The following is a 20,416-nucleotide window of genomic DNA, read 5'->3' as shown; positions in this document are numbered from 1 at the left end:
GCCCGATTTCAATCGGCAGCTCCGAATCCCAGTGCTTTCGCCACACGATCCTGAACCGAATGATCGGTCAGGTCCAGCTTCAGCGGAGTCACGGAAATCTTGTTTTCCTTGAGCGCCTGAATATCGCTGCCCTCGCGGAAATGCCCTTTCCGTTCGCCGAATCGCAGCCAGTAATATGGCAGACCGCGGCCGTCGTTGCGGGCGTCGATCGTCAGGCCGAAATCGAGCTTGCCCTGCGACGTCACCTCGACGCCCTGAACCTCGCTGGGCTCGCAGTTCGGGAAATTGAGGTTGAGGAAGGTGCCGTCGGGCAGGTCCACGTCGATCAGTTTGCGAATGAGGTCCGGTGCATAGGATTCGGCGACTTCCCAAGGCGCAAAACGACCGTTCTCGCGACGCACTGCCTGGCTCAGCGAAAACGAGCGCACGCCCTGGAGCGTGCCTTCGATAGCGCCGGCGATAGTACCGGAATAGGTGACGTCATCGGCCATGTTGGCGCCGTCGTTGACACCCGACAGTACCAGATCCGGCTTCTCGGGCAGGATTTCGCGGATGCCCATGATGACGCAGTCGGTCGGCGTGCCGCGCAACGCAAAGTGCTTGTCGCCGACTTTGCGCAGACGGAGCGGTTCGGAAAGCGTCAGCGAATGGGCAAGACCGCTCTGGTCGGTTTCCGGTGCCACGATCCAGACGTCGTCCGAAAGTTTCCGGGCTATCCGCTCGAGAACGGCGAGGCCTTCGGCGTGAATGCCATCATCGTTGGTCAGAAGTATCCGCATCAGGCCGCCCGCTCGATCTTGGTCAGACCACCCATATACGGCAGGAGCGCGTCCGGAATTGTGACCGAACCATCCTCGTTCAGGTAATTTTCCATGACCGCGATCAGGCAGCGGCCGACCGCGACACCGGAGCCGTTCAGCGTGTGAACGAACTTCAGCGCCTTGTCGTCCTTGGACCGGTAGCGCGCGTTCATGCGGCGCCCCTGGAAATCGCCGCAGACGGAGCAGGACGAGATTTCGCGGTAGGTATCCTGGCCCGGCAGCCAGACCTCGATGTCATAAGTCTTGCGTGCGCCAAAACCCATATCGCCGGTGCAGAGCGTCATGGTGCGGAAATGCAGGCCAAGGCGCTTCAGCATATTCTCGGCGCATTCAGTCATACGCTCGTGCTCGGCGATCGAGCTTTCCTGATCGGTGATCGATACGAGTTCGCACTTCCAGAACTGGTGCTGGCGCAGCATGCCGCGCGTATCGCGGCCGGCGGAACCGGCTTCCGAGCGGAAGGATGGCGTCAGCGCCGTGAAGCGCAGCGGCAACTTTTCCTGTTCCAGGATTTCCCCGGAAACGAGGTTGGTGAGCGTCACTTCAGCCGTCGGGATCAGGTAGCGGCCATCCGTCGTCTTGAAGAGGTCTTCCTCGAACTTCGGCAGCTGGCCGGTGCCGTACATGGCGTCGCCCTTCACCATCAGCGGCGAAGAAACTTCCGTATATCCGTGCTCCGTGGTGTGCATGTCGATCATGAACTGGCCGAGAGCCCGTTCGAGCCTGGCGAGCTGGCCGGTGAGCACGGTGAAGCGCGAGCCTGAGAGTTTCGTGGCCCGCTCGAAATCCATCATTCCGAGCGCTTCGCCGATCTCGTAGTGCTCCTTGGCCGCATGGTTCCAGCGCGGCTTTTCGCCGACAACATGCTTGACCACGTTATCGTGCTCATCCTTGCCGACCGGTACGTCATCAAACGGGATGTTCGGGATACGCGACAGGGCGTCTTCGAGCGCCGCGACGGCCTCGCGCTCTTCCTGCTCGGCAACCGGCATCGTGTCCTTGATGACGGCGACCTCTGCCTTCAGCTTTTCGGCAAGCTCGGAATTCTTCTGCCCGAGCGCGATGCCGATCTCCTTGGAAGCGGCATTGCGGCGGGACTGCATGTCCTGAAGCTTCTGGATGACGGAACGGCGCGTGTCGTCCAGCGCCAGGAGGGTTGCCGCCATGGGCTCTGCGCCACGCTTGTTCAGCGCTGCGTCCAAAGCCCCTTCGTTTTCACGGATCCACTTGATATCGAGCATCTTGCCTTGCCTTTAGAGCGGAACGCCGCGGACTCGCAAGGCAGGCCGGAAGGCTTCAGGCCTTGTCCGTCTCCGCAACATCCGAAGGTTCCTGCTCCGAAAGCTTTTCCTCGGCACGTTTGCGCTCGACGAGTCGTGCGGCGTAGATGGAAATCTCGTAGAGAAGGATGGTCGGCAGTGCAAGACCGATCTGGGACATCGGATCGGGCGGCGTCAGCACGGCGGCTACGACGAACGCAAGCACGATCGCGTATTTGCGTTTCTGCCGAAGCCAGTCGCTGGTGAGAATGCCGACGCGGGCGAGCAGCGTAGTGACGACCGGAAGCTGGAACACCAGTCCAAAGGACAGGACCAACGTCATGATCAGGCTCAGATATTCCGAAACCCGTGGCAGAAGTGAAATGCCGACTTCGCCTTCGGTCGGCGCCTGCTGCATGGCAAGGAAGAACCACATGACCATGGGAGTGAAGAAGAAATAGACCAGAGCGCCGCCCATCAGGAAGAGGATCGGCGAAGCGATCAGGAACGGCAGGAAAGCCGCCCGTTCGTTCTTGTAGAGACCCGGTGCCACGAACTTGTAGATCTGCGAGGCGATCACCGGGAAGGCAATCACCAGCGCGCCGAACATCGCCACCTTCACCTGCGTGAAGAAGAATTCCTGCGGCGCGGTATAAATCAGTTCGGACTTGGCAAGATCGAGGTGGGCCCAGAGAACCGCCCACTTATAGGGGACCACGAGCAGGTTGAAGAGCTGCTTGGCGAAGAAAAAACAGACGACGAAGGCGACGAAAAACGCGCCGATCGACCAGATCAGCCTCGTGCGCAGCTCCATCAGATGCTCGATGAGCGGCTGCGGCTTGTCTTCGATGTCACCGCTCATGCGTCGTCCTTCGGAGTATCGGCCTTCTTCGGCGTGCGCTTACGGGCCGGAGCCTTGACGACCGCCTCTTCCACAGCCTGGGTCACGGGCGCCGGCTTGGGCGCCGCGCGGCTGCGCTTCGGTTTTTCGACAATAGCGGCCGGGGCCGCAGGAGCTTCAGCGGCCTCGGGAACCGGCTTTGCCTTGGAGGCGGTCTTGCGGACCGGCTTTGGCTTTTCAGCAACAGCTGCCACAGCCTCCGCCTCCGCCGCGGCCGGCACGGACTGGGCCGGAGCGGTGGTAACCGGCGGCATTGTCGACGTCGGCGTCGCAGTCGGGAAGTTTGCCGGGATCTCGGGAGCCGCATCGACGGGCGACGTGCCCTCGACAGCCTGCTGAGCCTCGGCATCGGTCTGGCTTACCCCCGCCGTCGGCAGCTGCGTCGCCTTCTGCAGGTCGGCGCGGATTTCCTGCCCCATCTGCCGGAGCGGGTTGATCGCGTCCCTGAGCGCATTCGTCGGGTTCAGCCGCTGCGCATCCGAAATCGTCTTGCGCACGTCGTCGAGTTCCGACTCCTTCAGCGCTTCATCGAATTGCGCGCGAAAATCGCCGGCCATCTTGCGCAGATTGGTCGTCATCTTGCCGAAAGCCCTGAGCATGGGCGGCAAATCCTTAGGACCAACCACGACGATCAGCACGATCGCTATGACAAGAAGCTCGGTCCAGCCGATATCAAACATTCAATGAGGCTCCTGGAACCCGCCACTCGGACATTACGACCGGTTGGTTTCCTTGGCCTCTTCAGCCTTGAGATCAACGGTCTTCGTCGTGGTCGTCGCGCCGTTCGCCTCAGGGGCGTCCTCGTCGCTCATGCCCTTCTTGAAGCTCTTGATGCCCTTGGCGAAATCGCCCATCAGTTCCGGAATCTTGCCGCGTCCGAAGAGAACGAGCACGATGACCAGAACGATCAGCCAATGCCACACACTGAAAGAACCCATAAATCCAACTCCATTGGTACCGTTTCATCGATGTAAGCTTTTTATGATGCTTTTTCAAACACCAAAATGTCCTCGGACGGCACCGGTATCGAGACGTCGTTTACCTCGGCCGACAACTGGCCGGCACGGAACGATTCCGAAGCTCCGAGAACCCAAGTTGCCAGGTACTCCACACCGCCGAGGAGCGGTCGCATCCGGAGCCCAGCAAGGCAATCACCAGCCAAATGCAACACGCTGCTGCACTTCGCCGGAGAGCGCATACAGCTATTTCTGCATATGGCGCGACAGACCGACGCGCTCCGGGCTGAACCCTCTCCGATGGCTGGCACCCGCTGAGCCAAGCCTTCAGAGAAAGTTGGGTTCATTCCTCTGCATCACCGCCCGGCGTCAACAGGCCGAGTTCCTCGAGGTCGAGTTGCGTGATCGGGTCCTCGTCCTCGGAAAGATCGTCGACATTCAGCGGGATGGGTATCGCAAAGCCCGGCGGGATGCGACCGGAAAGCAGGCCTGCGCCCTTCAATTCTTCGAGACCGGGCAAATCACGCAGTTCCTCCAGGCCGAAATGATCAAGGAAATCAGGTGTCGTGGCGAGCGTGACCGGCCGTCCCGGAGTTCGGCGGCGGCCTCGAAAGCGAACCCAGCCAGCTTCCATCAGCACGTCGAGCGTTCCCCTGGAGGTCTGGACGCCGCGGATCTCCTCGATCTCGGCGCGGGTGACCGGCTGGTGATAGGCGATGATGGCCAGCACCTCGAGCGCCGCGCGCGACAGCTTCTTCGTCTCATTGCCGTCCTTGTGGATGACGAAGGAGAGATCGGCAGCGGTACGGAAGGCCCAGCGGTCGCCGGTCCGGATCAGATTGACGCCACGCGGCGCATAGACCTCCGCCAGCCGCTGCATCACGGCATTCACATTGGTGCCTCGCGGCAGGCGTTCGGCCAGAAACGCTTCCGAGACCGGCTCGGACGAGGCGAAAACCAGTGCTTCTGCGATCCGCTCGACCTCCACCAGTGAAAAAGATGAGGGTTCGGCCTCCTCTTCGTCAGCGATAGGCAGATCGTCGTCATCCTGCGGCGTCAACAACGCCTCCCGTGACGGGTTGCGGCGAAGCCGGCTGATGCGGCCCAGGCCCCTTGCGCAAATAGATCGGCTGGAAAGCGCCGTCCTGGCGGATTTCGAGCTTGCCTTCGCGCACCAGTTCCAGCGAAGCGGCAAAGGCGCTGGCGGTCGCCGTGACACGATCCTCCGGCGCAAGATATGGCAGGAGATAGTGCTGCAGCGCCGTCCAGTCGGCGACCTCGCCAAGCATGCGGGTCAAGAGCTCGCGGGCATCGACCAGCGACCAGACCTTGCGCCTTTCGATTGTCACTTGGGTGACGGCGGTGCGCTGGCGCAGGTTGGCATAGGCCGCAAGCAGGTCATAAAGCGTCGCGTCATAGGCGGATTCGACATTGTGCGGGATATGTTCCGGCGCGCCGCGGGCAAACACGTCGCGGCCAAGCCGGTTGCGGTTGACCAGCCGGGTCGCTGCCTCCCGCATCGCCTCCAGTCGCTTCAGGCGGAAGGCGAGCGTGGCGGCCAGTTCCTCGCCGCTCGGGCCGTCGTCGCCTTTGACCTGCTGCGGGATCAGAAGTTTGGACTTCAGGTAGGCAAGCCAGGCGGCCATGACCAGGTAGTCGGCTGCAAGCTCGATGCGGACCCGACGGGCGCTATCGATGAACAGGAGATATTGTTCAGCAAGCGCCAGGACAGAGATGCGGGCGAGATCGACTTTCTGGGTGCGGGCAAGGTGAAGCAGCAGGTCGAGCGGACCTTCGAAGCCACCGACGTCGATCACCAGCGCCGGATCGTCGGTCGCGCGGTTGGCGCCGGCATCCTGCCAGAGCTTGTCCATTGGAATGGCGTCCTGCGATGTATTTATGGCCATTCCCAAACCTTGTCCTGTCGACAGCCGTCAGGAGACGGCGAGAAGACCGTGGAATTCCGCGCGGATCGCGTCCTCGCTCAAGCCGTCGCCCGCGCCGAAGGCTGCCTCCACCGCCCTTGCCCGCCGTAGGGCTTCGCCGCCAAGCGGTATCGCTTCCTTCACGACAGCCTTCATTTCGTCCATCACACCGTTGCAATGCAAGACAATATCGCATCCGCCCCCAACGATTCTCGCCGCACGCTCGCCTATCGTGCCCTTCAGCGCATTCATCGACGTGTCGTCGGACATCAGCAGCCCGTCGAAACCGATATGGCCGCGGATGATCTCGTCGATCACCTTGCGGGAAATGGTCGCCGGCTCGTCCGGGTCGATGGCGGTGAAGACGATATGGGCGCTCATCGCCATCAACTCGTTCTTCATGGCAACGAAGGGCAGGAAGTCATGCGCTTCGAGCTCGGCGCGCGACACGGTGACCACCGGCAGTTCGTGATGGCTGTCGGCCATGCCGCGGCCATGGCCCGGGATGTGCTTCATGACCGGCAGCATGCCGCCCGCCTTCAGACCGTCAGCGGCAGCCTGCCCCATTTCCGCAACCGTCTTCGGATCGAAACCATAGGCGCGATCGCCGATGACGTTGCTCGCCCCTTCGATCGGCACGTCGAGCACCGGCAGGCAATCGACGTTGATGCCGAATTTCAGGAGATCGAAAGCATGCAGACGCGACATCAGCCAAGTTGCCCTCAGCCCCTTATCGCGATCCTGCCTGTAGAGTTCGCCAAGCACCGCAGCCGATGGATAACGCTCGATCATCGGTGGACGGATGCGCTGAACGCGCCCTCCCTCCTGGTCGATCAGCACCGGCGCATCCGGCCGGCCGATGGCATCGCGCATGGATGCGACGAGATCGGTGATCTGCGCCGGTTCGACGCAATTGCGGGCAAAGAGGATGAAGCCCCAGGGCCGTTCATCCCGGTAAAGCGCCACTTCGTCGGCGGTGAGGGTCGGGCCGCTGGAGCCCAGGATCATTGCTTTTGATTCGCTCATGGCTCGATCTTAGATCATTGGTGGGCCAACAAAAAACGGGGCGCCAGGCGCCCCGTCCGATTTCTTCGCTCTTCAATCCTTACCGGCCGACCAGGCAGGTTCCGCCAGCGGCGCGATACCGTTCGCAGAGCGCCACGGCCTCATTCTTGCCGCCTGCCGGAATACGGACGCGGTAGAATGTGCCCTTGCCGGCGATCTCGGCGGGTTTGATATCGACGCCACGGCCACCGATGACGCTGCCGAACTTTGCCGACAGGCTCTGATAGGACTTCTGGGCTTCCGCCTGCGACGGCAGCGAGGCGATCTGGATCACGTAGTCCCCAGGTCCCAGCGAAGCGACCTGGTTCGATGCGGACGCCGGAGCAGCGGCTGTCTGCTGGCCGGGAGCGCGGACATTGCCCTGATCCGTGACGGCAGCGACCACATTGACCGGCTGCTCAGCCGGGCGGGCGATCGGTACCGGAGCCTTCGATGCCGGTGCAGAGGCCTGAACCGGAGCGACGGGTGCCGGAGCCTGTGCGGCGGCCGGGGAAGGAGCCGCGGCAGCCGGGTTCGGCTGCGCGGGAGCCGCCGCGACGGCCGGCGTGATCGGGTTCGTTCTCACCACGTTGACGTGTTCGGCCGGAGCGGCCGGATTGGCTGGCGCGGAGACCGGAAGGACACCGGAAGAACCAGCATTCGAGGCGGTCGACAAGGGTTGCGGACGGGCCGGTGTGGCGGGCGTGGAAGCAGGAGACTTAGCGGGGAAGGCTGCAGCCGTTTCGACCGGCTTTGCGCCGGCGGCTGGCAGCTTCGGCGTTTCCGGTGCAGCGAGCGCTGGCGCTGCGATTTCCTGCTCGACCAGCTTGCCGTCCGGGCGGACGATCATCGTCTTGACCTTGCGCGGCATGACGGTCACGGGCTGCTGCTCAGCAGAAGCATTGTTTTGTGCAACCCGGTCCTGCGGCAGGAGGCGTGGATCCTCCGTCTCGCCGACATCGGTCGGCTCGATATCGTTCTCGCCTTCGAGCGGCAACGTATCGGGCATCAAGGTCTTCTGGACGACGTCGATCGGCTCCTCGTTGGAGGAGATCAGCGTGCGCTGCTTCGGATCCTTCGGCGAGACGCCGGCGACGCGATCGTAGACAGCCTTGTCCTGGTTGGGGACGGTCTTGCCGCCCGGATTTTCCGGTGCAATCTTGATCGGCTCTTTGTCGGCAGCAATGATCACCGGTTCGCCGCCCGAAACGACACCCGAAACGCTGCTGCCGAAGAACGCATAGGCGCCGGCGCCGCCAAGGATCACGACGCCGGCGAGAACCAGCGGCATGGCCCAGCTGCGGACGGAACGGCGGGCGTTCTCCACCGTCGCGATATAATCGGTGTCGGAATAATGCAGTTCCTCATGCTCCGCCGCCGGCAGGGGCGTCGTCAAGCTGCGGCGAAAATCCTCTTCCAGTGCACGCTCGAAATCGTCGAGATCATTATAGGCCGGCGAGCGGCTCGCTTCGGCAGCGGCCTGCTGGCCTTTCTGTGCGATATCGATCTCCGGCTTGCGCGCCGGCGCCGACTTGCCGGGGGCTGCCAGCAGCGTCGCAAGCTCGGCATCGATGTCGAGTTCGTAATCGGGACGATAGGCCGGCGGCTGTTCTGGCTCTTCTGCCGGCAGCGACGGCACGTCGAGCTCGGCGATCGCCTCCACCTGGTCTTCGGAATCGGCAATCTGAGCCGGATCGAACGGCAGGTCGGCCATAGATTCGGGCTCTTCGACAGCCTGCGTCTCCACAACCGGTGCCGCCACAGCGACGGGCGCAGCGCGCGCGATCGGCGTCGCCGAAGGGGCGGCAGGTTCGGCCTTTACAGCAGCTGCCGCCGCAGGCGTCGCCTGAACCGGATGTTTCTGCGTCTCTTCAACGACGATCTCGGCAAGGTCGAGTTCCAGGCCATCGAGCGCCAACTCGAATTCCTCATCAGAGAAGGGATCCTTGTCGTCTAGAGACGGCACCTCGGCAACCGGAGGCATGGCAACCGTCGCAGTGGCAATCACGGGCGCAGCGGCTGCGACAGCAGGCGTTGCGGCAAGCTCGGGCGCGTTCGCCACAGGGGTCGCGAGCGGCTGTCCGTTGGATGTCGGCAGCGTATAACGCTGGACGTCGTAGATCAGCTCATCGAGCGCGGAGAACCGATCCGTCTGCGACGCAGCGGCACTCTCGCCGGTCGATGCAACAGGCGCGGCTGCGACGGGCGCAGGCTGCAGTTCCTGCGGCTCCGGGGCTTTTGCAGAAACCTGCAGTTCGGCAGCCGGTGCCGGCTCGATCTTCGGACTCGGGATATCGTCCAGAACCGGAGGCTCTACAGCATATTCATTCAGTACAGGTGCAGCCGCCTGAGAAGGGATTACAGCCGTCTGTGCAGAGGCCGCAGAGACATCTCGTGCCACGCTGAAATTGGTGAGCGGCATGCGGAAGCCGGGAATATAGGCGCCCTTGCCCCTCTCCGCCTTTGGCTCCAGTTCAAACTTCGCCTCGGGTTCTAATTTCGCTTCAGGCTCGAACGCTGCCTCGGGTTCGGGGGCTGCTTCAGGCTCGAAGGTCGCTTGCGGCACGAACCGGACCTCCGGCTCGAACTTCACTTCGGGCTGGCTTGGAGCAACGGGCTCGGCCGCGATCGAGTTTTCCAACTCAGCCGCGAGATCGAATTCCTCCGCCGGCTCTTCTATCGACGTGGCGGGAGACATCGCGCCGGCCGTCGGAAAATCGGGCAGATCGAAGACGGGTTCCACACGTGCGGTTTCGAAGGCCGGTTCGGCTATCGGATCGGAGACAACGCTCTCGTCGACAGCATCAAACGCCAATGGCGGCTCTTCGTCACCGAACTGCCGATCGTCTCGTTCGCTGATCGCACTATCGGCCGGCAGAAAAGCCTGCGGCAGTTCGATCGCGGCCGGCTCAGCCGGAACAAACTCCAATTCCTCCGGCTCTACCGGCGGCGCAGCCACCGCGGCATCGGAAGCAGGCTCGGCGAATGACCGGGGCGCATCGTCAAGCGCGATATCGTGAACAGGATCGAGCCGCGGCGCGTCATAGCGCTCGAACTCCTGAAGAAGCTCGTCTTCGAGATTGAATGCCGGCTCTCGCCGTCCAGACGCTGAAGTATCGGCGGAAGATGATCCGGGCTTGGCGGCGACGGGAAGATCGTCGTAGCCTACGATGCGGGCGAGTTCTGCCAGCGGATCATCATCGGCAAAGAAGTCCGGTAAATCATTCCGGTTACGCGCAAGGTTGTTATCGGCCATTACCTCGTCCACTCACCTACATTACAACGCATATGCCAGTGCAATGTGGGGAAATGGTGGCGATATTTACCGCATTTCTTCCGGTGCCGCAGTGCCCGTGATCCCAAGTCCTGACTTCAAAACAGAGGCGACAGCATGCACCAGCCCAAGCCTGGCAATACTCAATTCTCGGTTTTTATCGTTAACAAAGCGTAATTCCGGTTGTTCTTTACCCTTATTCCAATGCGCATGGAAGAAACTTGCCAGATCATAGAGGTAAAAAGCAAGCCGATGAGGCTCCTGCGCCTGGGCCGCAGCCTCAATGATCCTGGGGTATTCCGCAAGTTTGGCAACCAGCTGCATCTCGTTCGGATCGTTGATCAGGCTGCTCGAACCTTTTAGGTCTAGCGAATCGAAATCGAGACCCGGAAACGCTTCCTTTGCCTGCCGGAACACCGACGAGCAGCGCGCATGGGCGTACTGCACGTAGAAGACCGGATTGTCCTTCGACTGCTCGGTCACCTTGGCGAAGTCGAAATCGAGCGGCTCGGAACTCTTCCTGTAGAGCATCATGAAGCGCACCGCGTCGCGGCCGACCTCGTCGACCACTTCGCGAAGGGTCACGAAGTTGCCGGAACGCTTCGACATCTTCACCGGCTCGCCATTGCGGTACAGCTTGACGAGCTGGCAGAGAAGCACGGTGAGCTTCGCCTTGCCGCCGGAGACGGCACGCGCGACGGCTTCCAGGCGCTTGACATAGCCGCCGTGATCGGCGCCGAGCACATAGATCATCTCGTCGTAACCACGGTCGAACTTGTCCTTGAAATAGGCAACGTCGGCTGCAAAGTAAGTATAGCTGCCGTCCGACTTGATCAGCGGCCGGTCTATATCGTCGCCCACCTCGGTGGAGCGGAACAGCGTCTGCTCGCGATCCTCCCAGTCTTCCGGCAACTGGCCCTTCGGCGGTGGCAGCGTGCCCTTGTAGACGTGCCCCTTGAACGTGAGGTCGTTGATCGCCTGGCGGATGCGCTGCGCGCCATTGGCATGCAAGGTCCGTTCCGAATAAAAGACGTCGTGATGGACGTTGAGCGCTTCGAGATCGTCGCGGATCAGCGCCATCATCGAGTCGATCGCCTTGTCCTTGACGATCGGCATCCAGGCGTCTTCCGGCATGTTGTGCAGCCGCGAACCGTATTCCTCCGCCAGGGCCTGCCCGACCGGCACGAGGTAATCGCCCGGATAAAGGCCTGAGGGAATCTCACCGATCGTCTCACCGAGAGCCTCGCGGTAACGCAGGAAGACCGAACGGGCCAGAACATCGATCTGGCTGCCGGCATCGTTGATGTAGTATTCCTTGGCCACGTCGTAGCCGGCAAATTCCATCAGGTTCGCCAGCGCATCGCCCACGACAGCACCACGGCAATGGCCGACATGCATCGGGCCCGTCGGGTTGGCCGAGACGTATTCGACATTCGCCTTCTTATCGGCGCCGATCGTCGAGCGGCCGTAATCCGTGCCCTCGGCAATCATCGAGGCGAGCAGGCGCTGCCAGTAGGGAGCACCGAGCCGGATATTGATGAAGCCGGGACCGGCCACGGAAACTTCGCTGACATCGGCATCCGAACGCAGCGCTTCGGCGATGATATCGGCGAGCGCACGCGGATTGGTGCCAAGCGGTTTTGCCAGAACCATGGCGGCATTGGTCGCCACATCGCCGTGGCTCTGGTCCCGCGGCGGCTCGACTGCGATACGGCCGAAATCAAGCTCACTTCGCTTTTCCTTGATAATATCAAGGCTTTCCAAAGCGTTCTTAATTCTTGTTTCGAAGTCGGCAAAAAGATTCATGTTCAATCATCCCCGAAACATGCCCGAGGACCCTTGCTGGCCAGTGTCATTGGTGGCGGTGCCTAGCGCAAATCCGGAGTCTGGTCAAACAGCTCGCCATGCGCCTTGATGGCGAAGGTATCGGTCATCCCAGCGAGATAATCGCCCACATGCCTGGCTCTTGCGGTCTCGCCGAGACCGGCAATGTGGTTGACCCAATAGTGGCTGCGCATCAGCGACGGATCATTCATATAGGCGCCGAACAGATCCGAGACGATCTGGGAGGCGCCGGCGCGGATGCGCATGATGTCCGGATGCCGGTAGATGCGCGAAAACAGCAGCTTCTTGATGCAGCGGTCGGTCTCGGCCATCTCTCCGGAGAACGTGGCGATGACATGCCCAGCGGAGCGGACGTCAGCGGCGCTCTGCGGATCCACCTTATCGAGGTTGCGCTGCGCCACGCCGATAACATCCTCGACCATATGAGTGATCTGCCGGCGCATGATCTCATGGGCGAAACGGCTCGGCTCGAGATGCGGATAACGTGCCCTCACCTCCGCCATCAGCTTGGCGAGGAAGGGCACATCATCGAGCATCTCGAAGGTCAACAGGCCGGAGCGCAGCCCGTCGTCGATGTCATGGGTGTTGTAGGCGATATCGTCGGCGATCGCGGCAACCTGCGCTTCCAGGCTGGCATAGCTGGCGAGTTCCAGATCATGCAGCTCACAATAGTCGCGGATCGGCTGCGGCACGGGGCCGCGGGTGCCCTCGCCGGTGGCGCTGAGAAGCGGACCATTGTGCTTGACGAGGCCTTCGAGGCTTTCCCAGGTGAGATTGAGCCCGTCGAAATCAGCATATCGGCGCTCAAGTTTGGTGACGATGCGTAGCGACTGGGCGTTATGGTCGAAGCCGCCATAGGGCTTCAGCATCTCGTCCAGTGCATCTTCGCCGGTATGGCCGAATGGCGTATGGCCGAAGTCGTGGACCAGCGCCACGCCTTCGGCGAGATCCTCGTCGAGCTTCAGGGCGCGGGCAAGCGCACGGGCGATCTGCGCCACCTCGATCGTATGGGTCAGCCGGGTGCGGTAATGGTCGCCGTCTGGACTGATAAACACCTGCGTCTTATGCTTCAGCCGCCGGAATGCGGTGGTGTGGACGATGCGATCGCGGTCGCGCTGGAATTCCGAGCGCGTCAGGCTGCCGTCTTCGGGAAACAGACGCCCGCGCGACGCCCAGGGGTTGGCGGCGTAGACCGCGCGCTCGCCACTGCCGAAACCCAGCGCCCTGGTATCGATCGTCATGCCGTCACCTGTTTGTTCATCCGCCGCCTGCCGCCCATTGACGTGCCCTTCACGTCTTCATACCTATAGTGAAGCTGTGCGCAATGCCGGTGACAGGAATCTCTCCGGGCCTTGAACCCGGCAGGAGGCGGATAATATGGAAACCAATGTAACTCTTTCAAATGCGGCGGCCAAGCGCATCGCCGAAATCGTCGGCAACGAAGCGGGCAAGCAGGCGCTGCGCGTCTCGGTCGAAGGCGGCGGCTGTTCGGGCTTCTCCTACAAGTTCGATCTCGCCGAGGCGCCTGGGGACGACGATGTGGTGGTCGCCAACGGCAATGCCAAGGTGCTGATCGACAGCCTCTCGCTCGTCTATATGGCAGGCTCGGAGATCGACTTCGTCGACAACCTGCTCGGCCAGTCCTTCCAGATCAAGAACCCGAACGCGGTTGCCAGCTGCGGCTGCGGCACCAGTTTCTCGATCTGATAACATCCTCCCTCACGCACTTCGCCCTTCCCAACGCTTCCTCTTTCGCTAAAAGAGGAAGCGAACAGTGGGAGGCAAGGGCCGATGAAGATCGCCACCTGGAACATCAACGGCGTCAAGGCGCGCATCGACAACCTGCGTCAGTGGCTGGCCGATTCCTCCCCGGACATCGTCTGCCTGCAGGAAATCAAGTCTGTCGATGAGACCTTCCCGCGGCTGGAGATCGAGGCGCTCGGTTATCATGTCGAGACCCACGGCCAGAAAGGGTTCAACGGCGTTGCGCTGCTGTCGAAAACCAGGCCCGACGAGGTGATGCGCGGCCTGCCGGGCGGTGAAGGCCCGGACGGACAGACGGACGAGCAGTCGCGTTACATCGAAGGCGTCTTTTCGGTGCCGGGCGGCGCGATCCGCGTCGCCTCCATTTACCTGCCGAACGGCAATCCAGCCGACGATCCGGTCAAATATCCCTACAAGCTGGCCTGGATGGAGCGGCTGCGCCTGCATGCGCAGAATTGCCTTCTGCTCGAAGAGCCGCTGATCCTTGCCGGCGACTACAACGTCATTCCCGAGCCGCATGACTGTTTCGACCCGGCCGCCTGGGCGACGGACGCGCTTTTCCTGCCGCAGACACGCGCTGCTTTCCGCAAGCTCGAAAACCTCGGTCTCGTCGACGCGGTGCGCGCCACGACCGATGCCACCAAACTCTACTCTTTCTGGGATTATCAGGCCGGTGCCTGGCAGAAGAACAACGGCATCCGCATCGATCATCTGCTGCTATCTGCGGAAGCCGCCGACAAGCTGAAATCCACGGCGATCGAGAAACATGTGCGGGCCTGGGAAAAGCCGTCGGACCACGTGCCCGTCATCGGTATGTTCGATTTCGGCTGATCGTCCGGAATGATCGGCGAGGCGTCGGTTATTCGACGCCTCGGGCAAATTCTTGCGACAGGGCAACCGCGCCGCGGCGATCCTCTTCGCCGACGACCGAAAATGCCTGCTCCTGCAATTGCTGCATCCAGACACATTCCTTGGCGGTACATTTGTCGAGTGCCGCCGTCATGAAGGCGAGCCCCCGCACCGTCTGGCCTTCCTGGAAGAGGACATTGCCGAAAACCGACATGGCGCCCGCATGGCCGCTCTTGCGGGCCTGGTTCAGCCATTTCTTCGCCTGCTGGATATTGGCGGTACCGCCCTCGCCTGCGAGAATCATCCGGGCGAGTTGGAACTGTGCCTCCGCCACGCCGAATGTGGATGCCGCCTGGAAATAAAGTTGCCGTGCCTGTGAAAGATCCGGCTTGATCGGGCTGCCGGGAATGCCGCGGCGATAATAGTTGGCCAGCGACAGAAGCGCGTTGACGAAGAAGCCGGTATCTTCCGAACCGGGTTCGACGCCTTGCGCGGCGATCTCGTTATAGATCTTGAAGGCCTCGAAATCGTCCTTCGCGACGCCGTCGCCATAGGCATACATATTGGCAAGCGCCCAGCGCGAGCCGGTGTGGCCTTTCTCGGCGGCATAACGATAGGCTTCGACCGCATCTTCCTTCTGGCCGTTCTTATAAGCCTTGAAGCCGAACTTGAAGAGATCGAAGGGACCGGACTCCTTCGTCACGCCCGACTTGATATCGAAGGCCGCAGCCGATCCCGCCAAAATCAAGGCGAGCGACGCTCCAAGAAGCAATACTCTCATGGATCCGATGTCACACTTCGGCATGGTTCAGTTTCTTTCACTCCGCGCGCGACGACCCGCCGCAGCCCGAGCATCGCTCGCTGCCGGAACAAGATTTATCCGGGAATATCCCGCGCCTGCTCCTCCCGAGAGACGAATGAAACTGTAGCTGCCGTTTTCGGCAAGACTAGGACCCATAACCGCAGCAATTGCGGCAGGACAGGACGGCATCAGAATCCGCCTGCCTGAGCGCAAAAAGCCCGGCTTTTCATGAAGAAACCCGCCCATGATACTCCAATTACGCGCCCCGCCCCCGCGTTCCGCGCCTGTTCTTCCTCTATCGCTGCTCCCCGTTTGTGGCGGGAAGTGGACAGAAACGCCCCTCTCAAGGGCCCTGACAATAGTCTCGAAAAAGTGTTGCTAAATCGTCACAAGAGAACCGACGAGACTGTTCCTCATCTGATTTAAAATCCGCCACAAAAAAGCCCGGTCGCAACCGGGCTTTCAAGCTTCAATCAAGTGAAGTCAGAATTTGACCTTCAGAGAAGTGGAGAGAGCAGCGACCAGATCGTTGCCGAACCGATAGCTTGCTTCGTCGCCAGCAGGAACGCCGTCGATGGTCACGACACCTGAGCTGCCGCTGGTCAGGATGCCAAGCACGCCGGCCAGGCGAATCTCGACATTCTTGTTCGGCGAATAGGAGACACCTGCGCCGACAGTCCAGGTATCCGTCAGGGAGCCGAAGCCCTGCGAAGTCCCACGATCCCAGGTGAGGCTAACCGCGCCGCTCCACTGTTCGTTGAACTTGTGGCCTACGCCGCCTGTAACCGTCCAGCCGTCCCGGTAGCCGAGCTCAAGGGCGGTGACTTCCACCCCGCCGGCATTGTAGAACGGGATCCGCTGCAACACGCTCCAATTGGTCCATTTGACCGATCCGAACGCGAGCCAATCGGGAGCGATCCCAGACTGCAGCTTCAGCTCGATAGCCTCCGGCATAGCGGTTGAGCCCTCGACCGGAATGACTGAGCCGGCGCCTGGGACCACACCCGCTGGAAGGTTCGAAAGGTCAACCTGGCCGGTGACGCTGTCCAGTTTCACCTGGCTATAGTACATCAGGCTGGCGCGCAGCGCGTATTCCGGAATTTCGTAGGCAACACCTGCCCGCCAGCCCCAGCCGTCACCTTCAAGATCGAGGCGACCCACACCAGAGCCTAAACCGCCAAGAAGTTCCGGCGCCACGACTAGGCGTTCCTTAAAGCCGTCCATCTGGAGATAGTTTCCGCCGGCGATGACACGCAGATCGCCCGGACCGGCGTCGAATTTGTAAGAGCAGGTCAGCGCGTAGTTGTCGCTGTTGATCTTTGTTTCGATGTTCTGGTTTGCACCGGCCCAACGGGCGCCTGGATTGGTATGAGCGCCGTAGGGCTGCGAGTAATCGACCATGCAGTCGAAACCCTGGAAGCCCGCCTTGGCGCCGATACGCGGAGACCAGTAGTCCTCCGTCTCCTCTGCCGAATTGGAATAACCTAGGGCATTGAGTGAACCATCCGTCGCGAAGGTATCGGTGACGTTCTTGAGTTTCCTCTGGGGCATCACGAAAGTAGCCGTGGACTCGATCACGACCGGAGACGGATCAAAAAGCAGATCGATATTGTATCCGCCCCGCTCGATGCCGCCTGCAAGCGCAGGCGACTGAAGGGTGCATCCGGCTACGAGAGCAAAGACGCCCCTTGAGATTATTTTGCTTACCATAAAATCTCCCACTCCCTGGTAAGTGACCCAAATCACTCTAGATGGTTCGCTCCGATTGACAACTTTCGGCTGTCCAGCGCTTCGCGGCGCAAACGAGTTATAGATTTACGTAAGCAAACCAGGAACCCAGGCTTCGATGCCGATTTCGGCACAAAATTACTCTTTCTCTCCTAATGGGGTCGTTAAAATTAGAATTATATTATTTTAAGCCGGCTACCTGTGACAATGTGGCAACAATACGGCTTTCTGCTTGTGAGCAGTTGCACACATGCCGAACCATACCAACAAACGGTTGCGAAAAATGAAAATGCCGCGTCCGTTTTCGGCGCGGCATCCCTTATCGAACTGATTCACGATGAAAACGGTCAGCCGGCTTCGCTGATGCGCAGAAGAGCGATCTTCAGGTTCGCCATCTGAACTTCCAGTTCGGCAAAGCGCTCGCGCTCGGCAGCAACCACTTCTGGATCGGCATTGGCGACGAACTTCTCGTTGGCCAGCTTCTTGCCGATACGGTCCATCTCGGCCTCGGTCTTGCCCACTGCCTTCTCGATGCGCGCCTTTTCGGCCACCAGGTCGATCAGGTTGCCGAGCGGCAGGCAGGCGGTCGCCTCGCCGACGACGATCTGGGCAGAGCCCTTCGGCGCCACGTCGGCAAGCTCGATGGTTTCGACGCGCGCAAGGCGGCGGACAGCCGCCTCATGACGGCGCAGACGCGCCTGGGTCAACTCATTGGCGCCGACGACGATCAGCGGCGCAACGGCCGATGGCGGCACGTTCATCTCAGCGCGGGCCGAGCGCAGGCCGGTCACGAGGTCGACCAGCCAGTTTATCTCCTCCGCAGCCGCCTGATCGGCGAATTCCGGTGCCGGCCAGTCGGCATGGCAAAGCAGTCCGTCGCGCGTTTCGGTATGGGCCCAGAGCTCTTCCGTCATGAACGGCATGAACGGATGGAGGAGCTTGTAGGTCTCTTCCAGTACATAGGCCGCGCAGGCCTGCGCCTCCGCCTTGGCACCCTCGTCCTCGCTCATGAAGATCGGCTTCAGCAGTTCAAGATACCAGTCGCAGACCTGGTTCCACACGAAGCGATAGAGAGAAGCCGAAGCTTCGTTGAAACGCTGGGTCTCGATCGCCTCGGTGACGTCGCGGATCGTGGTGGAAAGTTCGGTCAGGATCCAGCGGTTGACGGTGAGCTTCGCAGTCGCCGGCGAGAAGGCCGGATTGCGCTTGACGCCGTTCATCTCGGCAAAGCGGGTGGCGTTCCAGAGCTTGGTACCGAAATTGCGGTAACCGGCAATGCGGGCCGGATCGAGCTTCACGTCGCGCCCCTGGGCGGCCATGATCGCCAGTGTGAAACGCAGCGCATCGGCGCCGTATTCGTCGATCAGGTCGAGCGGGTCGATGACGTTGCCCTTCGACTTCGACATCTTCTGACCGTTCTTGTCGCGCACCAGGGCGTGAATATAGACGGTGTGGAAGGGCTCGACCGGATTGCCCTCTTCGTCCTTCATGAAGTGCAGACCCATCTGCATCATGCGAACGACCCAGAACGGAATGATGTCGAAACCCGTGACGAGAACGTTGGTCGGATAATACCGCTTCAGTTCCGGGGTGTGTTCCGGCCACCCCAAGGTCGAGAACGGCCACAGTGCGGACGAGAACCAGGTGTCGAGCACGTCCTCGTCGCGGGTCAGGATTTCGCCGGGCTTGAAGTTCTCCAGCAAATCCTCGACGAGAGCCTTCATCGGTCCCTCATGCGACAGGTAGTGCTGAATTGCCGCCTGCAGCGCCTCTTCCTCGCTCTTTTCGACGAAGACCTGGCCGTCCGGGCCGTACCAGGCCGGAATTTGGTGTCCCCACCAAAGCTGGCGGGAAATGCACCACGGCTGGATATTCTCCATCCACTGGAAATAGGTGTTTTCCCAGTTCTTCGGAACAAACTTCGTGCGGCCTTCGCGAACAGAGGCGATCGCCGGCTGGGCAAGCGTCTTGTTGTCCACCCACCATTGTTCGGTCAGGCGCGGCTCGATCGGCACGCCGCCGCGGTCGCCATGCGGCACCATGTGCTTGTGCGGCTCGATCTTGTCGAGCAATCCGGCTTCCTCGAATATCTCGACGATGATCTTGCGGGCCGTGAACCGATCCTGGCCTTCCAGTCGATCCCAGGCACCATGCAAGGCCGCGGGATTGTCCAGGCCCTCCAGAAAATCCTCGTTGTCCTTGATGGTGACCGTTCCGTCGATGTCGAGGACATTGATCCGGCGCAGCCCTGCCCGCTTGCCGACTTCGAAGTCGTTGAAGTCGTGAGCCGGCGTGATCTTGACCGCGCCGCTGCCGGCGGTCGGATCGGCGTAGTCGTCCGCAACGATCGGGATCCTGCGGCCGACGATCGGCAGGATGACATGTTTGCCGACGATCGACCTGTAACGTTCGTCATCCGGATTAACCGCAATACCGGTATCGCCGAGCATGGTTTCGGGGCGCGTTGTCGCGACAACGATATAGTCGCGCGTCTCGAATTCGGTCGCGTTGCCGTCTTCGTCGAAGGCGACCGGATACTGATAGGTGACGCCGTCTTCGAGCGGATAACGCAGGTGCCACAGATTGCCGTTGACCTCGATCTGCTCGACTTCCATGTCGGAGATCGCCGTCAGCAGCTTCGGGTCCCAGTTGACGAGGCGCTTGTCCTTGTAGATCAGGCCCTGCTTGTAGAGCGTGACGAAGACTTCCAGAACCGCAGCCGAAAGCCCCTCGTCCATGGTGAAGCGCTCGCGCGACCAGTCACAGGAGGCACCGAGACGCTTCAGCTGGTTGAAGATCAACCCGCCCGATTCTTCCTTCCACTCCCAGATTTTGTCGACGAAGGCCTCGCGGCCCATCTCGCGGCGTCCCGGAAGCTGGCGCTCCATCAACTGGCGCTCGACGACCATCTGGGTGGCGATGCCCGCATGGTCCATGCCCGGCTGCCACAGCACGTCCTTGCCGCGCATCCGCTCGAAGCGGATCATGATGTCCTGCAGCGTGTTGTTGAGCGCATGGCCCATATGCAGCGAACCGGTCACGTTCGGCGGCGGGATGACGATCGTGAAGGTTTCCGCGCCCGGCTTGGCGTTGACGCCGGCGCGAAAAGCGTCGGCCTCGTCCCAGGCCTTGGCGATCCTCGGTTCTACTTCTGCGGAATCATAGGTCTTTTCGAGCATTTCCTGACCCGTTTTTGTTCTTTGAGAGCTATCGGGGTGTAAATAGGATGGGGTGTTCCAAGTCAATAA

General features: G+C 61.2%; 16 protein-coding genes. 2 read left to right on the top strand and 14 right to left on the bottom strand.

All coding sequences use genetic code 11. From position 1 onward, the window contains the following. Positions 1–8 precede the first annotated feature (8 nt). The 11 genes from surE to RG540_RS07315 all read right to left on the bottom strand — a co-directional run bounded on the left by surE (position 9) and on the right by RG540_RS07315 (position 13,266). Complete coding sequence (gene surE, locus RG540_RS07370) at positions 9–779, bottom strand: 5'/3'-nucleotidase SurE (protein WP_038586177.1); 771 nt, start codon at positions 777–779, stop codon at positions 9–11. Next, positions 779–2,062, bottom strand: coding sequence for a serine--tRNA ligase (serS, locus tag RG540_RS07365; protein ID WP_038586174.1), 1,284 nt, complete (start codon positions 2,060–2,062; stop codon positions 779–781). The genes surE and serS overlap by 1 nt, the downstream gene beginning before the upstream one ends. A 55-nt stretch (positions 2,063–2,117) precedes the next feature. Further along, a complete protein-coding gene (gene tatC / locus RG540_RS07360; RefSeq protein WP_038586171.1) occupies positions 2,118–2,942 on the bottom strand; it encodes a twin-arginine translocase subunit TatC in 825 nt (274 codons plus the stop codon). Next, positions 2,939–3,661, bottom strand: a complete 723-nt coding sequence (tatB, locus tag RG540_RS07355; protein ID WP_038586168.1) for a Sec-independent protein translocase protein TatB — start codon at positions 3,659–3,661, stop codon at positions 2,939–2,941. The genes tatC and tatB overlap by 4 nt, the downstream gene beginning before the upstream one ends. A 33-nt stretch (positions 3,662–3,694) precedes the next feature. Then, positions 3,695–3,919, bottom strand: a complete 225-nt coding sequence (locus tag RG540_RS07350) for a twin-arginine translocase TatA/TatE family subunit (RefSeq protein ID WP_038542389.1) — start codon at positions 3,917–3,919, stop codon at positions 3,695–3,697. Between the two features lie 361 nt (positions 3,920–4,280). After that, complete coding sequence (gene scpB, locus RG540_RS07340; protein WP_080725012.1) at positions 4,281–4,973, bottom strand: SMC-Scp complex subunit ScpB; 693 nt, start codon at positions 4,971–4,973, stop codon at positions 4,281–4,283. A gap of 7 nt (positions 4,974–4,980) precedes the next feature. After that, positions 4,981–5,844, bottom strand: coding sequence for a segregation and condensation protein A (locus RG540_RS07335; protein WP_038586161.1), 864 nt, complete (start codon positions 5,842–5,844; stop codon positions 4,981–4,983). A 27-nt stretch (positions 5,845–5,871) separates the two neighbouring features. Continuing rightward, the gene (gene nagZ, locus RG540_RS07330) at positions 5,872–6,888 is read right to left on the bottom strand and encodes a beta-N-acetylhexosaminidase (RefSeq protein ID WP_038586159.1); all 1,017 of its coding nucleotides are present in this window, start codon (positions 6,886–6,888) and stop codon (positions 5,872–5,874) included. A 79-nt stretch (positions 6,889–6,967) separates the two neighbouring features. Beyond that, on the bottom strand, positions 6,968–10,162 hold the full coding sequence (locus RG540_RS31100) for an SPOR domain-containing protein (RefSeq protein WP_051909276.1): 3,195 nt from the start codon (positions 10,160–10,162) through the stop codon (positions 6,968–6,970). Positions 10,163–10,228: 66 nt separating this feature from the next. After that, positions 10,229–11,986, bottom strand: a complete 1,758-nt coding sequence (gene argS, locus RG540_RS07320) for an arginine--tRNA ligase (protein ID WP_038586157.1) — start codon at positions 11,984–11,986, stop codon at positions 10,229–10,231. Between the two features lie 62 nt (positions 11,987–12,048). Further along, on the bottom strand, positions 12,049–13,266 hold the full coding sequence (locus RG540_RS07315; RefSeq protein WP_038586155.1) for a deoxyguanosinetriphosphate triphosphohydrolase: 1,218 nt from the start codon (positions 13,264–13,266) through the stop codon (positions 12,049–12,051). 136 nt (positions 13,267–13,402) lie between these two features. Here RG540_RS07315 and erpA point away from each other — a divergent pair, with 136 nt between their 5' ends. Together erpA and xth are read left to right on the top strand one after the other, a co-directional pair. Beyond that, positions 13,403–13,732 (top strand): iron-sulfur cluster insertion protein ErpA, encoded by a 330-nt coding sequence (erpA, locus tag RG540_RS07310; RefSeq protein WP_038586153.1) that lies wholly within the window; start codon positions 13,403–13,405, stop codon positions 13,730–13,732. Between the two features lie 84 nt (positions 13,733–13,816). Beyond that, entirely contained in the window at positions 13,817–14,620 is an 804-nt protein-coding gene (xth, locus tag RG540_RS07305) for an exodeoxyribonuclease III (RefSeq protein WP_038586151.1), read from the top strand. 28 nt (positions 14,621–14,648) lie between these two features. Here the strand turns inward: xth and exoR are convergent, their stop codons facing one another. The 3 genes from exoR to RG540_RS07290 form a co-directional block, all read right to left on the bottom strand. Continuing rightward, complete coding sequence (exoR, locus tag RG540_RS07300; RefSeq protein WP_407668874.1) at positions 14,649–15,419, bottom strand: exopolysaccharide production regulator ExoR; 771 nt, start codon at positions 15,417–15,419, stop codon at positions 14,649–14,651. Between the two features lie 504 nt (positions 15,420–15,923). Then, positions 15,924–17,150, bottom strand: coding sequence for an OmpP1/FadL family transporter (locus tag RG540_RS07295; protein WP_038586145.1), 1,227 nt, complete (start codon positions 17,148–17,150; stop codon positions 15,924–15,926). A gap of 365 nt (positions 17,151–17,515) precedes the next feature. Next, positions 17,516–20,347, bottom strand: a complete 2,832-nt coding sequence (locus tag RG540_RS07290; RefSeq protein WP_038586141.1) for a valine--tRNA ligase — start codon at positions 20,345–20,347, stop codon at positions 17,516–17,518. Positions 20,348–20,416: the final 69 nt, after the last annotated feature.

Source organism: Neorhizobium galegae bv. orientalis str. HAMBI 540 (assembly GCF_000731315.1).
GTDB classification, from domain to species: domain Bacteria; phylum Pseudomonadota; class Alphaproteobacteria; order Rhizobiales; family Rhizobiaceae; genus Neorhizobium; species Neorhizobium galegae.
The sequence above is the reverse complement of the archived record's forward strand: the minus strand, read 5'-3'. Positions and strand labels throughout refer to the sequence as shown.

Coding starts and splice junctions, on each gene's coding strand:
- surE (WP_038586177.1), bottom strand. CDS start 779: ATGCGGATACTTCTGACCAACGATGATGGCATTCACGCCGAAGGCCTC.
- serS (WP_038586174.1), bottom strand. CDS start 2,062: ATGCTCGATATCAAGTGGATCCGTGAAAACGAAGGGGCTTTGGACGCA.
- tatC (WP_038586171.1), bottom strand. CDS start 2,942: ATGAGCGGTGACATCGAAGACAAGCCGCAGCCGCTCATCGAGCATCTG.
- tatB (WP_038586168.1), bottom strand. CDS start 3,661: ATGTTTGATATCGGCTGGACCGAGCTTCTTGTCATAGCGATCGTGCTG.
- RG540_RS07350 (WP_038542389.1), bottom strand. CDS start 3,919: ATGGGTTCTTTCAGTGTGTGGCATTGGCTGATCGTTCTGGTCATCGTG.
- RG540_RS07335 (WP_038586161.1), bottom strand. CDS start 5,844: ATGGCCATAAATACATCGCAGGACGCCATTCCAATGGACAAGCTCTGG.
- nagZ (WP_038586159.1), bottom strand. CDS start 6,888: ATGAGCGAATCAAAAGCAATGATCCTGGGCTCCAGCGGCCCGACCCTC.
- RG540_RS31100 (WP_051909276.1), bottom strand. CDS start 10,162: ATGGCCGATAACAACCTTGCGCGTAACCGGAATGATTTACCGGACTTC.
- argS (WP_038586157.1), bottom strand. CDS start 11,986: ATGAATCTTTTTGCCGACTTCGAAACAAGAATTAAGAACGCTTTGGAA.
- RG540_RS07315 (WP_038586155.1), bottom strand. CDS start 13,266: ATGACGATCGATACCAGGGCGCTGGGTTTCGGCAGTGGCGAGCGCGCG.
- erpA (WP_038586153.1), top strand. CDS start 13,403: ATGGAAACCAATGTAACTCTTTCAAATGCGGCGGCCAAGCGCATCGCC.
- xth (WP_038586151.1), top strand. CDS start 13,817: ATGAAGATCGCCACCTGGAACATCAACGGCGTCAAGGCGCGCATCGAC.
- exoR (WP_407668874.1), bottom strand. CDS start 15,419: ATGAGAGTATTGCTTCTTGGAGCGTCGCTCGCCTTGATTTTGGCGGGA.
- RG540_RS07295 (WP_038586145.1), bottom strand. CDS start 17,150: ATGGTAAGCAAAATAATCTCAAGGGGCGTCTTTGCTCTCGTAGCCGGA.
- RG540_RS07290 (WP_038586141.1), bottom strand. CDS start 20,347: ATGCTCGAAAAGACCTATGATTCCGCAGAAGTAGAACCGAGGATCGCC.